The sequence below is a fragment of the Algoriphagus sp. UBA3586 genome (assembly GCF_002376385.1).
In the GTDB taxonomy this organism is placed as follows: domain Bacteria; phylum Bacteroidota; class Bacteroidia; order Cytophagales; family Cyclobacteriaceae; genus Algoriphagus; species Algoriphagus ornithinivorans.
In genome coordinates this window covers 134,093-149,568 of sequence record NZ_DFMT01000049.1, presented here as the reverse complement: position 1 = coordinate 149,568, position 15,476 = coordinate 134,093, and the positions used below count along the sequence as shown (strand labels likewise).

The 15,476-nt window shown below is 37.9% G+C and carries 13 protein-coding genes; 6 read left to right on the top strand and 7 right to left on the bottom strand.

From position 1 onward, the window contains the following. Positions 1–866: 866 nt before the first annotated feature. Positions 867–3,467, bottom strand: coding sequence for a lantibiotic dehydratase (locus tag B2906_RS18105; RefSeq protein WP_286942152.1), 2,601 nt, complete (start codon positions 3,465–3,467; stop codon positions 867–869). Positions 3,468–4,024: 557 nt separating this feature from the next. On the opposite strand from B2906_RS18105, the gene B2906_RS18100 reads away from it, so the two are divergent. The 6 genes from B2906_RS18100 (at position 4,025) to B2906_RS18075 (ending at position 7,349) form a co-directional block, all read left to right on the top strand. Next, positions 4,025–4,771: a hypothetical protein gene (locus B2906_RS18100; protein ID WP_144605868.1), complete on the top strand. Its 747-nt coding sequence runs from the start codon at positions 4,025–4,027 to the stop codon at positions 4,769–4,771. Positions 4,772–4,808: 37 nt separating this feature from the next. Then, the gene (locus tag B2906_RS18095; protein ID WP_144605869.1) at positions 4,809–5,249 is read left to right on the top strand and encodes a DUF5675 family protein; all 441 of its coding nucleotides are present in this window, start codon (positions 4,809–4,811) and stop codon (positions 5,247–5,249) included. Between the two features lie 428 nt (positions 5,250–5,677). After that, positions 5,678–6,106, top strand: a complete 429-nt coding sequence (locus B2906_RS18090; protein WP_286942147.1) for a hypothetical protein — start codon at positions 5,678–5,680, stop codon at positions 6,104–6,106. Further along, complete coding sequence (locus tag B2906_RS18085; RefSeq protein WP_219957383.1) at positions 6,082–6,309, top strand: hypothetical protein; 228 nt, start codon at positions 6,082–6,084, stop codon at positions 6,307–6,309. The genes B2906_RS18090 and B2906_RS18085 overlap by 25 nt, the downstream gene beginning before the upstream one ends. Positions 6,310–6,343: 34 nt before the next feature. Continuing rightward, positions 6,344–6,595, top strand: coding sequence for a hypothetical protein (locus B2906_RS18080; RefSeq protein ID WP_286942143.1), 252 nt, complete (start codon positions 6,344–6,346; stop codon positions 6,593–6,595). Positions 6,596–6,851: 256 nt separating this feature from the next. Beyond that, a complete protein-coding gene (locus B2906_RS18075) occupies positions 6,852–7,349 on the top strand; it encodes an N-acetylmuramoyl-L-alanine amidase (protein WP_144605923.1) in 498 nt (165 codons plus the stop codon). A gap of 170 nt (positions 7,350–7,519) precedes the next feature. On the opposite strand, the gene B2906_RS18070 is transcribed toward B2906_RS18075, so the two are convergent. The 6 genes from B2906_RS18070 to B2906_RS18045 all read right to left on the bottom strand — a co-directional run bounded on the left by B2906_RS18070 (position 7,520) and on the right by B2906_RS18045 (position 15,474). Further along, positions 7,520–8,794: a M57 family metalloprotease gene (locus B2906_RS18070; protein ID WP_144605924.1), complete on the bottom strand. Its 1,275-nt coding sequence runs from the start codon at positions 8,792–8,794 to the stop codon at positions 7,520–7,522. A gap of 1,101 nt (positions 8,795–9,895) precedes the next feature. Continuing rightward, positions 9,896–10,777 (bottom strand): class I SAM-dependent methyltransferase, encoded by an 882-nt coding sequence (locus B2906_RS18065; protein WP_144605925.1) that lies wholly within the window; start codon positions 10,775–10,777, stop codon positions 9,896–9,898. Then, positions 10,774–12,159, bottom strand: a complete 1,386-nt coding sequence (locus tag B2906_RS18060) for an O-antigen ligase family protein (RefSeq protein ID WP_144605926.1) — start codon at positions 12,157–12,159, stop codon at positions 10,774–10,776. The genes B2906_RS18065 and B2906_RS18060 overlap by 4 nt, the downstream gene beginning before the upstream one ends. Then, positions 12,150–13,121: a glycosyltransferase family 2 protein gene (locus tag B2906_RS18055; RefSeq protein WP_144605927.1), complete on the bottom strand. Its 972-nt coding sequence runs from the start codon at positions 13,119–13,121 to the stop codon at positions 12,150–12,152. The genes B2906_RS18060 and B2906_RS18055 overlap by 10 nt, the downstream gene beginning before the upstream one ends. Then, the gene (locus B2906_RS18050) at positions 13,105–14,394 is read right to left on the bottom strand and encodes an oligosaccharide flippase family protein (RefSeq protein ID WP_144605928.1); all 1,290 of its coding nucleotides are present in this window, start codon (positions 14,392–14,394) and stop codon (positions 13,105–13,107) included. Before B2906_RS18050 ends, B2906_RS18055 begins: the two co-directional genes overlap by 17 nt. A 12-nt stretch (positions 14,395–14,406) precedes the next feature. Beyond that, positions 14,407–15,474 carry an exopolysaccharide biosynthesis protein gene (locus tag B2906_RS18045; protein ID WP_144605929.1) on the bottom strand — a complete coding sequence of 356 codons (1,068 nt, stop codon included), beginning with the start codon at positions 15,472–15,474 and terminating at the stop codon, positions 14,407–14,409. Positions 15,475–15,476: the final 2 nt, after the last annotated feature.

Below are 15,476 nucleotides of genomic sequence, written 5' to 3'. Positions count from 1 at the left end.
TCTTTTAATTATTTCGCCGCAGGCGTATTTCTTTCTTTCAATTGTATTTCTCTAATATATCTCGCCGAAGGCATATCTTAAAAATTATCTTTTAGGTATATTTTGATTATTTCGCCGCAGGCGTATTTCTATTTATTTCTACCGTATTTCTATGTAGTGCCATACCTACGGCATGGTGAAGAGTTTGTGGTCATTTTTTTGCCACCGAGCTGAAATCCCTACGGGATAAATATCTCGCCGAAGGCATATCTTCTCTTATCTTAAAAAATATCTTATCGATAACCTCAAGTTTAGGAATATTTCGCCGCAGGCGTATTTCTTTTATTTCTAATGTATTTCTCTTCCTTTCTTGCTGGCATTGAGATTTCGCTTTCAAACAGGGTAAAAGGGCCAGCGCTGGGGGAGGGTTGCGTTTTTTCGTACCAGGGGTTGAAACCCCTGCCTGTCCTCAGGCGGGGCTATGACATTTTACGCTCCTACGGAGCTTTGAAATAGGTTTCAGTTCGAAGGAGTTATAAGTCGCATAGCGACGAAATATTTCCAAGCCAGAGATTTCAATCTCTGGAATTCAGATAAGGTGTTGAATTGTTGACGAAGTCCCATAGGGACGGCCGATTTAAATGCTGAATTGAAAGCTCCATTCCTCCGCCTCCTTACTCCGGCCTGTGCGCCTCTGGCATGGCAATTGAAGAGCTTAAGCCTTTCAGACTTTGAAGAGATTAAATTTCTGATCTCAATGCCTTAAATCTGAGAAGGATCAATTCCCCCTTAAAAGGGGATAAGGGGGATTTTCTCAGCTTGACTCGCCCTAAAATTAGTTTACAGGTTCTGGTCCACTCCCCTCCTCCAAAAGGGGCTGGAGGAGGTCAGGATCTTCCCTTTGTCCCTTTGACTCTTTTAAATAATTCCTTTCTGATCAACTTATGCAATTCAATGTATATTCGGAACTCCATAGATTGACGCTCTTCTCCAAAAAACCTATTAGCCATCATATGAATGTGATTCCCTACAACCCTGAACCTCTCTTCCTCTTCTTTCTTTAGATTTAGCAGGTTTAGGAAAAGGGATTCATAGTTTTTCTCCCATCCTAATTCCAGAAAGGAACCCATAAAATCCAAATCTATGGAATTTTGGAGTAAATCTTTTTTTTGCTCATAGGGAATAGACTTGACTTTTAATTGTAGAAATCTAAATGCTCCTTCCTTGGAAAATGTCTTTTGAATCAATTTGCTCCATAATTTCAAGCTGATTGCTTGAAAAAAACGATTTCGAAGCTCTTCATCCCGGTAAAATTTAATCGCTTCAATCAATAATTGGGATTCTAAATGGAAGAGCTCTTCAGATATTTTATAAGTTTCAGCCCCGTATTTTTTGATTTCGGGATAATATGGTCTCAACTCAATGGAATAAAAGGAATTCCTGACTTTCCCATAACCCAACCAGAATAATTCTTTTTTCTGCTGGGAATTGACCCTTAAAAACCGAATTCTGACCTGAATGCAGCCAGACTCAGGATAGACTAAAAAGTACCAAACGATTTTCTGTACTGAAACATACTCGATCAATTCCCTGGAGAAATAATAAATCAAGAAATCCCATAAATCCTCTTCATGAATTTTGATTAAAAAATACAAGGACTCTTTATCCTCGGATGAAATAGAATTGATAAAACCCTCCCAGCTCCATTCCTTTTTTTCTCTGCTGAAATTAATGGCAAATTCAGGGTAGATAGTACGGGCAGATTCCTTTGAAATATAACTGTTATCTTCCAGCCAAATAGGATCTGAAAGAGTGAGTTTATTCTTTTTTCTCAGCTCTTCCCAAAAAATCTGTAACTCTTCGTTTTTCTCCCAATTGATAAGTAACTCTCTGTCAAAAATTCCAATTTTTATCGGACATGGAATTTGGTTTCTGATGAGCCACTGTTCAAGATCTTTTCTGACTGAAAACCATTCTTCGTAAACTTTCCATTTTCTGCACTGTAAAATCAGATTACCCCATTGAAATTGAGGGCTGTGTGGAATAAAAGACTTGGATTGAAATTCATAGATCCCTAACCTATAGGACTGTCCTTGATTTAGTTCCCAGATCAACTTGATTAAAGGATGGGAGATTTCTCTCCCATTTAAAGGGTGGGTGACTACAGGAACAACTCTTTTACCGGTGCTTAGTTGATAAATCAAGATGTTACCCTCCCTAATTCCCAGTTCTAAATCACAAAGTGAAATTGCCCCGGGGTCAGATTCCCTCATTGGACTGATGTAATATTGGAATAATGGGGCTGTCTGACAGATTCCTTGGACATTGCCGGATTCCACAATTTTTAGTTCTGCGTAAATAATGTCTTGATTCCGGAAAACAGTGTCTCTTATTTCCTTTTGACAATTCAATATTGGGCCATAGCGATTGAACCTTCCAAAATAGCTGAATGGCTTGTTACAAACTAGGTTTTCAACCAAAAGCCTGCCTCGATTACATTTTCTAATAAGGAAGTTGAGATCGTAAATTGCATCTGAAACAGGTTTGTTTGTTAATCTGCTTTTTAAATCAACAGGATTTTGAAAGTCCAAACCGGAATAATTCAAATATCCTGAAGGGTCCGCACTGTTTAATAAGACTTGATTTAAAAAATTACCGTAAACAAAATCCGGATAATTCAATAAAATGGGTAAGGGTACAAACCTGTCGTCAAAATGCTCCTGAAACCAATAATGAAATGATTGAATATAGCTGCTTTTTGTCTCAGTAAATAAATTTCCCGCAGTTGCCCAAAAATCTTGAACCCATTGAAAACTATCTTTTCCCAAAGCTATTTTTTCTTTGAAAACAAGATCAATTTTTTGCCTGGGAACTACTCCCATTTCTCTCCTTTGAAAGGTTTTTTGAATGATACCCATTTCCACCAGTTGAGTCCAAAGTTCTTCAATTTCTTGTTCTGGCCATTGGGAATACCAATCCTTAAATTTTGAGTAGGAGATTTTGTTGTCCTGAGAAAGAATTTTCTCTAGCTTCTGAGTAAGAGGATTGGAAGGAATACTCACGAAAGCCCACCGCTCTTCACGGTTCAAATAGCTTAAATATTGATTTCTTCCAAAATTTTTGAATCCCTCAAGTCCTACATAAAAGTGTTCATGTTTTTCCGTCGAATTAGAAGTGAAATCAATCTTGTTCAAAAGGAGTACTTCGGTTAGATCCAACTCATTTTTTTTACCATCTCCAAATTCACCAACCCCTACACCTGCCCAATAGCCAAAAGGAGTAGACCTGAACCTACCTCTCAGCAAATACTTAATGACTTTTCGTTGTTTCCTTTCGGACAACTCCGGAAATGAAACTGACTGAATTTCTTGGTAAAAACTTTCCGAAGAATTTTTGATGGCTTTTACTACCTGAGGCCAATGGGCACATATTTCTTCTATGGATCTTGGGTCCAAATCAAAAAGCGGAGCTCTGAATAAAAATCTCATTTTTTAAACCCCATTCTAATACAGGGTTTCTCGCTTTTCAAAATATTTCAACAGACATCATTTCAACCAAGACAAACAGCTTTTATATCCCTATGGCGCAAGTTCAAAGAGTCAGAATTCCCCTGAGAAAATTCAATTGTGCTCATCCATTTGAATGTTTGAGAAAATCTAGACGGCCTTGAAATCCTTTTAATTATCTCATTTTACCTTTTGACATTACTATTCCACCATGATATCCAATCCTGTATTTTGTTTGATAACTATCCTTCTAACTAGCCTCATTCCCTAATACCCCGACACTCCAATATTAATTGTCCTATTGCCTAACACCTACTCCCAACAGTCTTGCCTCAAAGTAATAGGAAAGCTACAGGAGAGTTACGGCAAAGCTGACTTACAATTCATGCTTGAATTACTGTCAAGTCCACAGAGTATTTTATTTCCTTAAATTCCACTAGATCCACTCCTTATATAGATTCTCTAGAATCCACTTTCAATTTGATTTTCAGATACTTGATCTCAGTTTTGGGCATGTTTCACACTAAAATAAACATGCTATGGCAAGACAATCAAGTTTTCTAAAACTCGAAGGGACCATCGGTGATATAACCTTTTATAAAGGGAGGACCGGTTTTAAAGCCCGGCAAAAAGGCGGTGTTTCTAAGGATCGGATCTTGAAAGATCCCAAGTTCAGACGTACCCGTGAAAATCTCCAGGAATTTGCAAGAGCAGCCAATGCTGCTAAATTCTTAAAAGATGCATTTCGAGGCATTGCTCTCAAATCCAGTGATGGGTCCTTGCACAATAGGCTCTATTCCATTGCTACCAAAGTGATCTATTCAGATACCTTGAGTAACAGGGGGGAAAGAAGATTTGAGTTGGGAAATATCCAGCTGATGAAAGGCTTCCAGTTTTCCAATCAATCAACAATTGAAAATACTCTGTTCAAACAGCCACAAATTTCGGATGAACCTGACTCGGTTACTGTTACTATTCAAGCAATGGTGCCGGCTACCTATCTCCGTTCTCTGGTTAATACAACTCATTACAGAATCTCTCTGATTCGGGCCAGTATCAACTTTGTTGATGGAACCTACTCTGAGGAATCTGTGAATTCAGGTGAAATTCCTATTTCCATGAATGAACAAGAAGAGTTGGCATTAACCCTTCCAAAACCTTCAATTCCTGATACTCATCACTTCTTTGCAATGGCATTGGAATACTTGCAGGTGTTGGAAAACGGATCAAAATATGATCTCTACGATTTGACCCAGAATCCAGCTACAATTTTGGTAGTATCCTGATTTGTTTCCTTTGACTTGAATGAAAAATTAGAGTCTGATGAAAATCATTCTGGAAAGAGAATATTGGCCAACCAGTACTCATGGTAGTTTATTCGTCAATGATAAACTAATCTGCCATACGCTGGAAAAACCAAGAATCTCAGGAAACCCAAAAGAGTCTTGTCTTCCGGAAGGTTCTTACCTGATTTTGAAGGAAGACCAGATGCCCTTTCTTTCCTTGAAGAAACATCAAAAAGGAGACTTTGTAGGTGTCCTTTGTCCTCAGGGTTTGATTGGGATTGAATTTCCCCAAATAATTCTACCAGTCCATAAGATTAGGTCTAAAGGCACCGGGACATCTTCCACAAAAGCTTTCGGTAATCTAATGAGAGCTTTTGCACAAGTCAATTGGTTTCGGGATAGTCTTCGACTGGAAATAAGAAGCTCACCGGAAAAGGCCCTGAATCTGGCCTGTTGTGAAATAGCTTGGATGGATTGATTACTTGGGTAAAATTGGGAGGAATTTAGATACTCCTCCTTTTGATCATCACTTTATTTCTCTTTTGTGGAGAAAGATTAGAAAGTCGATGAGTACGAATACTGCATCCTACAATCTCAAACTGGTCATTTAATGAACATGATGGAATTTTTGCCTTTTAGTCCTATAACTGAATAATTATTTGGTCTTCAGGCAAACACATCAAAGTGAATGAATAGTCACAGAATATTCTATCTGAAGTTCATTCATACTGACTGAAATTGAGATGGTAAGCCTTTGTTTATCATAAATAACTAATTGATGGCTCAAATAACCCATATAGGTAATGATAAAAAGTATCTGATTCTCTTTTGGAATAGACCAGTGGGTCTTTGTTCACCTAGGGAATCCAGTTTCAAAGGGTCTTCAAAAGTAAATGTCTCGCTGCGATGAGACTGCTGCTGAAGCGAAGGTATACTCCCCGGGGAAGCCTGGGGAGGCTTTTCCTGGGGCAGCGACAGCTATGCTTTATCAGGGAAGCGCCTAAGAATTGCTTTGGGTCCAAGTTTTCCTGCCTGGAGGAAGGGATCTATGAATTGGAACCCATTCACAGTGAAGCAAGCGGCTGGCAAATTCGGGTAGGGGATAAGGGCTTGATTTTATCCAAGGCGGCTGATCAGTTGCCAGGGAATTCCGAACTCTGTCCGGTAAGTTGTTACCGAGCAGATGGCACTCCATTGTTCACCAAACTGGCTTTTCAAAAATTATTGGATGAGCTGGGAGAATATTGGGGAAGAGGAGAGGTCCTCCAATTGCAGATAGAATCCAAGGCCATTCCCTATTCCTATCAGGCATGTCAGATACCTTCTTACTCCTAACCCTAACTGGGGCGATCATTTCTATCCTCTTATCGGTGATCGCTTATTTTCTCAAGTTTCTGTTTCAGGACTTTAGAAAACTGCAAGAGGATTTTCTGGAAATCAAAGCCAGGCAAGAGAGCCTGAGAGCTGAGATTGACAGAATTTCCGAGGTGTTGCTTTTGCTCAAAAAGCAGCTGATGCGGAAAGCTCGACTTTCTTAAATACAGATAATTAAACAATACAAATAATAATCACATGGGAATATTTTCAGAAATCAAACAAAGGGCTTTGGCCCCCACACCTCCCTTCTTTAAAAAACTGAAAAGAATCGGGTTGGTAGTAGCTGCTGTAGGCACGGCGGTTTTGACAGCTCCAGGCTCTGTTCCGGCGGCTTTGATGCTATGGGCAGGGCATGCTGTAACGGCAGGAACTATCCTGGTGACCATCACTCAATTGACAGTAGATGAAAATCAGCTGGAAGAAGAGGATGCATCCTTGACTTATTGATCATCAAGCTGGGCGGGTTTCCTGCCCGGCTTTTTTTGAAACAACAGATGAGAGAGTTGAGAAGCGAGATGCAAGAGACGAGATGCGAGATGCGAGATGCGAGAAGCTAGAGACTAGATACGAGAAGCGAGAGATAAGAAGCGAGAGGCGAGAAGGGCGTAGCGAGAGACGAGAGACGAGAAAGCAGACCATTCAATTACTCAAATACTCAGTTACTCAATTACTCAATTACTCAATCATACAAATACAAAATCACATGATCTCAAAAACCCGATATATCAAACACCTTGTAATTCATTGTTCTGCGGGATATGCAGGCAGAGAGGGAATCGAAAGATTTTGGAACGAGACACTAAAATGGAAAGTTCCAGGCTATCATTTTTTGATTGAAGTGGATGGCTTAATTCATCAATTGCTTCCATTGGATCAAGTCAGTAATGGAGTGAAGGGTTACAATCAGCACGCCATTCATATTTGTTATGTGGGTGGAGTGCATCCTGAAAATGTCCATTTGGCTATGGATACACGGACAGAGCAACAGCAAGCGGGTATTCTAAACTGTATTTTTCAATCCTTAGCATGGGCCAGGCAGTTTCAGGACATCTCAACCATCAAGATTTTAGGACACAGGGACTTTTCGCCTGACAAAAACGGGAATGGAATAATAGAACCTTGGGAACGAATCAAAGAATGCCCCTCCTTTGAAGCGATCTTAGAGTATCAGTGGATTATGAAGAGAGGGAATGAGGTTTAAAGTTGTTTCCGGAGTTACGAGGGCTTCATCTCTCAAAAAACATGTGATTGGTAAAGAGGAAAAGTAATTTTAAAAATTAGAATCTTTGAGTGAATCCAAAATATTTATAAAAAATCACCTCCTTGATTATAAGGAGGTGATCAAGCATTATGAGCTTTGAAAATTAGAAATTAATTAAACTGATCAACTTTAAGAACATAGAAGGCAATTCCCCCGCCAGTCCATCCGCCAGAAGATACAACACCATCGTTTAAAATTGTTGTAAAATGAAATCCTTTATCAGGATGATAATATTCGTAAACAGGAACTCTATCACTTGCAGGGCCAGAATAAACATAAGCTAATAGGCCTTGGTTTGCATAACTAGGGAATTCATTAGATAAATTTGGGTTAGTAGTCATGTAATCTACATGGGTAATCGTATTTCGGTATTTATAAAGTGGTACAGTATTTGGTTTTGATGAAGTAAATACATAGCCATTAAAACCCCAATAGGCGAAGCCTTGACTTCCAAATCCGTATAAATTCCAGTTAGGCGTCCAATTGAACCCTCCAGTTGCTACTTTTTGATAAGCATAAAATGGTTTTTCACTTAAATCCAAAGGATATAATGTTCTTATTGACAACTGATCTAAATAAGGGAACCCAGTCCAACCTTTAGTCAGTTGATGATTCATAATTGAATTAGGATCACTTGTCCATGTTCCTGCTATCAAAATTCCAACCGTGTTGTTTGGGTTTGCTCCTGGTGTATTATAATCAGTATGATGAAATCCAACAGTGTGGCCAATCTCGTGCGCCATTGTTTGAATTTTCCAATCCAAAGAAAGATAATTATAATATGTATTTATATAAATTTGACTTCCTGGATTTCCTAATCCATTAGGCCCTTGCGCAGCTGCTATACCAGATCCGGAGGAAAAAAAACCCGAAATTTCAATATCTGCAACCCCTGTTGTAGGCTCAAAATAAAGACTTGAGTTTCTTATTGAATTCCATTCATTAAATGCTGCTGTGGTTGCTGTTCTCCATTGGCCACCGTCCCCTGAAATTGGCACAGAAGAGGCAAACTTATATTTTATTCTTCTTATAACATTCGGAGTATAACTAACAATATTTTGAAAACGGTACTGTTGATTTTCTGAAGTTAAACCTTTCTTTCCTTCATTATCTCGTTTTTTTTCAGTGAAAATACTAAGATCTTGATTAGTGATTAATAAATCTCCATCGACAAGAAAATCATTATTGAATTTTTCAATTGACTTCCCTTTCAACCCAAAATACTCCATGTAGCTAATTAACCTTGGATCTGGATTTTCAATCTTTTCAATAAAAATCTCATTTTCATTTAAAGCTTTTGGTTCATCAATTTCTGTTTGACAACCAAATAAAATAACAGAGGCCAAAATAGTTACCCCTATAAAATTTTTAAATAAATTTTTCATATAAAATAAGTTTAAGTGTAGTAATTTAGAAAAGATTTAATAAAAACAAAAATCATTTTAAGTTTTCCTAAACTTTTTTGAGAAGAGAAAGTGAGTTTCACCCCTAACCCTCTATATCAACGTAGGAGACAGTCCCTCCGTAAAGTCGAAAGCTTCCAAAGTCTGCTCTCTTGCTCTTGCAAATGAATAATTGTAGCATTTGCTGATTTACCAATAGATTAAGGTTTCTTCGAAGGCCAATTTTAAAACACTTGATAGCTTTTATTTTCTTAATACTTCGTTTCTTCGTCATCTTCCACTTAATAACCTTTTTTTTCAGCCAAAGCCATATTCACACCGTTGATGTTGCCATTTATGAAACTTACTGTAATAATTAATCTAGAATTTTATCATCATATTGATGGCTAAAGCCAGTTCTTGTATAGCTCCTTTAATTTGTCCCCATCGAAAATCTTTAAAGTTTATTCTTGGCAAAGATCATAAAAATTTCACTTTTAAATCGGCGGAGATCTGTAACAGTCAATAGGTAGTCGGACGCCAGTAAACCTTTAAAGTTTTTCCCAGAAAAGTTAACTGATGATGCTATCTGAGGGTGGTATCTTTTTCGGTTATTTCGGCTGTTCACAATCATTATATTTACTTATTTAATGGAAAGTCTGAAAATGTACAGCCTTTCCGCTATTTGGTTATCATAAATACTGATGGGTTGTTGCTTAAGGAGTGATTTAAGGTCTCATCCTAGCAACCTTCAATAAGAATAAGCAGGCTTAGGGGAATAATTATTTATAGAAATTTGAATAACAAAGCTAGGATCTTCCTAAAAAGACATATTAGATAAGGATCTACTTCATTGGTTGGATACATATCTTTAAAATCTAAAACTTTATAAGTCATCTCACCAATTGCTGTCCTGATATAAATCTGGACCTAGAATTACTCTGTTCCGTAGGCTATGTTACAAAAACTTCAAAAAATCCAGAAGTTGTTTAAGCAAATAGGGCTTAATAAATTTTAGGTTTTATTAAGATTTTAAAATGTAGAAACGCCTTATAAAGTTACTAAAAACTAAAATAACTATTTTAGTCATTTGAGATATTCATATTAATTATTTTTCTCGCAAACAATCCATTGATTGACTTGAAACATATTTTGAACCAGTCTATTTAACTTTTTCCTCAGTGACATTTTATACTTGACCAAATTACTCAGCTTTTCGCCGTAGTTTTGAGTGAAATGTTGAACTACATTAAAACCCTGTTCTTCACAAATTTTTTGAAGCAACTCTTTTGGGAAAAGAAAAGTGTGTTCAACTCCATCTATAATATCAGGTACTTCCAGTTTAAGCAGCTTAACCCAACGATGAATCTTATACAGGTTGCTTGAAAAGTTAGGAGTTCCAATAGCTAAGTGCCCGCCAGGTTTAAGAATTCGCTTCATTTCTTGAATATATGCGATTGGATCCAGGACATGCTCTATAACATGGGAAATATGAATAAAATCAAAAGTAGAATCAGGATAATTAGCTTCCCAAATATCACCATGAAATGTAGTAACGGGAAAATGCGATTTAACAAACTCTAATGCACCACTATCAAATTCAGTTGCAAATAATTCGCAATTCATTTGATTAGCATAGGCAAGACCAAGCCCTAAACCACAACCTACGTCTAAAAATCTAGTCCCCCCACCCAACAATTTAAGAAACACTGCTTCTTTCCTGATAGACTCCTCATTTAGAGTAGAAATTCTAATAAAATGTTCAGAAATTAATTGCTTGTAATTAACAGCTTCATAATGTTCCTTTTCATAATAATTATTATAGTAGGATTCTAATTCCTTTTCATCTGCCATAGGATTTGCAAAAACTAAATTACAATTCACACACTTCACCCGAGAAATATGAGGACCTTTTCTTAAAGTATCTATTGCAAACCCTTTTAAAATCTTTGACCCACAAAGTGGACACTCTCTATGTAAAATCATTTATATTTTATTTTAGAATACTCCCTAACACTCAAACCTATCATCCACCAAGTTACCCAAGATATATAAGTGTAAATTTCAACATTTGCAGTGAATAGTGGCAAAAGCAATCCAACCTTAACAATTCCTCCTACAAAAGCAATTCTGGCATTGTAAGTATTATCTGTAAAATTAAAAACTATAAGTGCTGTCCTAATCCCGCTTAAAAGTGTAGCGATATACAGAATCATTCCTATCCATCCCAATTGTGCCCCAAAAATAAGAAATTGATTTTCTCCACCCACCCGAAGATCATCTTCCACACTTCCGAAATTCCCACTCATCGCTAAACCTATTCCCAATGGGTTGGCTATCATCGAATCCAAAGCCAAAAGCCATTCAACCACGTGTCCTATGCTGGATGTATTTTCAAAAGTCAGAGTGTCCAGTACAAAGAAGTAAAAGTCTTCTGAGGCGAAAAAGACCACGTAAATTGCAAATGCAACTAGAGCCAAAAATCCAGCTCCAATTAATTTGTAAAGCTTAAATACCAAGGCAATGAAAAAAATCATCACAAAAAAGGCGGCAAAGGCAGCTCTGGAGGCAGAGAACACCAAACTTCCCAGAGAACAGGCCATGACCAATAAGTAAAGCCAGTTGTATTCTCGTCTGCTGGTCAGAAACCAAATCAGTCCTGCAGCAAACCCCATCAAAACAGAGCTCGCCATTTCCAAAGGATCAGAGAAAAAGCTAGCTAGGCGCTTCATGGCATTGGTGGTTTCAAAAGTCCAAGTCAACCCGTAATTCCCTGTTGGCTCAATGTCGTTGATGTATAAATTAAAAAGGGCATAACCGGTGAATTGCTGTAGATGGGCATTCAATAGAAAATACTCTACTAAATTGACCAAAAAGGCCCCAATAGCCACGAAAAAGATGATTTTGAAAATGCGTCCTATTTCCCAATCCTGAAAAGAGCTGTTTCTTCCCAGAAAATAAATCAAGCCAGGAATCAACATACTTTTAAAATACAAAGCCTTATTTAAAAAGGAAGCTTCTCCTATGGGTAACAAAAGGTAGAAAAAAGCCAAAGCCAAAAAGGCCAGAAAAAACCAATCTGTGGCAAGCAATCGAAAGGGATATGAGCCAATTTTCTTATTATACAGAAGAAATACTGCTAAGGCTATAAGAATAATGAGCTCCTTCAAGATTTGAAAAAATCCTACTACAGCCGAAGATTCTGTAGCTAAATAAACTACGCTAAGACTAGTGATATAAATAGGAAGAAAAGCGGCTAAGAAATAGATAAAATAGCTCCATTTACCTTGAAAAATCATTTTTTCCAAAGTCCAAAGAAAGCCTGCGCTGACAGCCAAAGTGATGAGTAGAAATACGATTAAGGCCATTGGGGTGCTGGGCTAAGTGGTGTTGAAAACCCATCTCTAATGCCTTTGGCCACTGCTCTGAGCTTTCGAAAACGTCCCCTCAGCAGGAAATAGACCATCCATAAAGTAAACCTACACATATGATAGGCGAACCCTCCAAGGTTTCTCAAATAAGCCTCTAAAGGTTTGAAACCCTTGGAGGATTCATCTTGAGCTAATCCTCTCAAAAGGAAAAATTGATTACGCACGTGGAAATAGAATACCCGCGCATTGAGGGTTCCTTCTGAGTGTTTCTTTTTAGAAGAAGCCCCAGCTTCATGGTAAATTTTTGCATCTGGAACGAGACCGATTTCAAAACCTTCCTTTCGGATTCTCAAAGACCATTCTACATCTTCAAAATAGGCGAAATATTGCTCGTTCAATAAGCCTACTGCTAAAACAGCCTCTCTAGAAATCAGCATGCAACATCCAGTTGCCCAATCTAAATTAGAACTGGTAACTCTATATTTTTTTAAATTTTTTCTATCTCCCAGCGTTTTTGCCCGACCAAGTCCTTCAATCCATTTTCCGCCTGCAGACCATATTTTTTCTCTATCATCCAAAAAACAGATCATGGGTTGCACGACTCCCAATGAAGCTTTTTGCTGCATTTCAAGCACCATTTTTCCCAAAAAATCAGGCTCTACAAGCGTGTCATTATTGAGTAATAATAAATGGGAAAAACCCATTTCCAAAGCCTTTCTGATTCCAACATTGTTGCCTCCTGAAAAGCCTAGGTTTTCCTCATTTTCAATTAATAAAATATCTGGAAATTCATTTTTCAGGACTACTCCTTCAGGCTTTTGGGAATCATTGTCTACCAGAATAATTTTAAAATCCGGGAAGTCTAATTTCAGTAATGAATCCAGACAATTCCGGGTAAAATCTAACCCATTCCAATTGACTAGGATAATAGCAACCGATGGATCAGGAGTAAAAACCATGAACGAGATTTTTTTCGTGGCGATATAGCAAAACCAGACAAATCAAAAACACGATGATTTCGGTGGAAATAATCCCGAAACATAAACCTATTCCTCCAAAGTAATAGGTTAATATAGCGGATACAATAATCATATACACGCACATCATCCAACTGGCCTTGAAGAGTAATTCTTTCAAGTCTGCAACCAAAAGGAGCGTTACATTTCCCACATTTAAGCAGGCTAAAAAGGGGACCGCCGCTAATATTTTCAGATACATAACTGACTCTTGCAAATCACTTCGTGACAGAACCTGAATGATCCAAGGCGCAGCAAAATGGGTTCCTGCGGATATAAATATTCCAGCCAGTAAAACTCGGAGATATACGTTTTTGAGAAACTTGTAAAATCGAACAGGGTCGGCTTGATATAGTTTGGAGGCATTGGGAAAAATAGCCTGAATAATCAAGGCAGGGAATAAACGCAGAACCATTACAACACGCTCGGCCAAACTATACATTCCCAAGGTTTCTGCCACAGAGAAAAAGCTCAAAATGATTAGCCCACCATTTGTTGAAATAAAACTTGTTGCGCTACTTAAAAAAAGCAGAAAATTCTGAATATAACTTTTTAAAATTTCAGACCATTCTGGTTTAATAATTTTAATTCCAAAAACTCTATTTATATAAAAAATTAAAAGGATGTTGATAATCAATCCAAAAAGGCCTAACATAAAATTGACCCAATGGCTCTGCTCTGGTCTGTGGATAAACAAAACGATTCCCATTAAAAATAGGAGCTTTGAAAATATGTTGGCGATAGAGACCAACTTCATCTTTTCCATTCCCTGAAAAAACCAAAGGGGCAGGGTGGCTTCGGAAAATAATAGCAATGATGAGAAAACCAGAATGAGTTGATATTCCTGAAAAAGGTTGAACCCAAATGCTCCTACCAATATCAGAATTGTAGCAATGGCTGCCAAAATGATTTTGCCTGAAAAAACGTTGGAAACCAGATGTGATAAAGCTTCCTTATCCTGTTGACTGACTGCCACTTCTCTCGGAGCACTTAAGTTAAAACCATATACTACCAAAACATTCATTATCACAATTACAGAAAGCGCCAAATTAACCAGTCCAAATTGGTCTACCCCTATGCTTTGAATCAACAAGGGCATGGAAATAATAGAAATTAGCACATTGGAAGACTGAATAATGCCCAAAAAGAGAAAGTTCTGAATGGACTTATTGCGAATAAAATTGCTGAGCGGAAGTAATGTGAGTTTTTCAAACATGGCAGCTTTATTTTAGCTTTCCTGCACATGTTTTTGGTACAGTCTGTTGAAATACAAGCCAAAAAGCACCAGCAAACCTATAATAACTGCACCCAAAACAATCCCTTTCACCAAGCGGATTTCAGTTCTTTTTAATGGATATCTTGGAGAGTCGATAATCTGTATCAGCGGGGAATTGTTTCTGTGATTAACCCGGGCTATTTCCAGATTTTTCACTATCTCTTGATAAACAGCCCCCGAGGCCTGTACATCAATCTGTCTTTTGCGGCTTTCAATGGTAGCTGTGGAAAGTAAAGGGTTGGCATTGGGAACTCTATCCTGCGCACTGGCATATGCCCCTATACTCTCATCCAAAATCGCCCGAACAGAGTCAGCCTGAGATTGGAGAATAGCCAAATTTTCCCCTGTTTTTTTTGTCTTGGTTTCGTAATAGAAAGTATTGACTTTATTGACCAAGGTCTCATTGAAAACCTTAGCAAAAGCCTCATCCTTGGAAGAAATACTAACCTGTATGATGCTCAGCTTTCGATCAGGCTTGGTAACAGCCAGCTGCTTTTCTCTGATCAGTTTAGCAACTTCTTTTACCACGGAGTCCTGTGCCACGCTAAACTCCTCTCTTGGGATAGAAAAGTCCATAGACGGAATATCTACTTTTGAAGACCATTTTTCATCTAGCTCTTCAAAAGTAACAAAGCGATCAATCAATAGCTCTTCCTCAGAAAATGGGCTTAGCAAGGTTTCTCCCAGCATCCTATCGGACTTGTACAACTCCATGATATTGTCCCCTTGGAATAGACCGCTAGTACTTCCCAAAGAACCTAAATTAACACCTACGAGAGAAGCGAGTCCGGACATTTGACTCAAGCTGCCTGTATCTCCTTCTTCCAATACAAAGGAGGTTTCAGCATGAAATACGGGTTTCTTGAAAATTGAAACCAAAGCACCTAAGACCATACCTATTAGTCCGGCAAGCAATAATGTCTTCCATTGGGATAAAAAATACCGAAACCAATCTCTCAGGTTCTGAATGACTTCTTTCAAAGTGAACTGGTTATCAGAAAAATGCTTGTTTTCAGCCATAA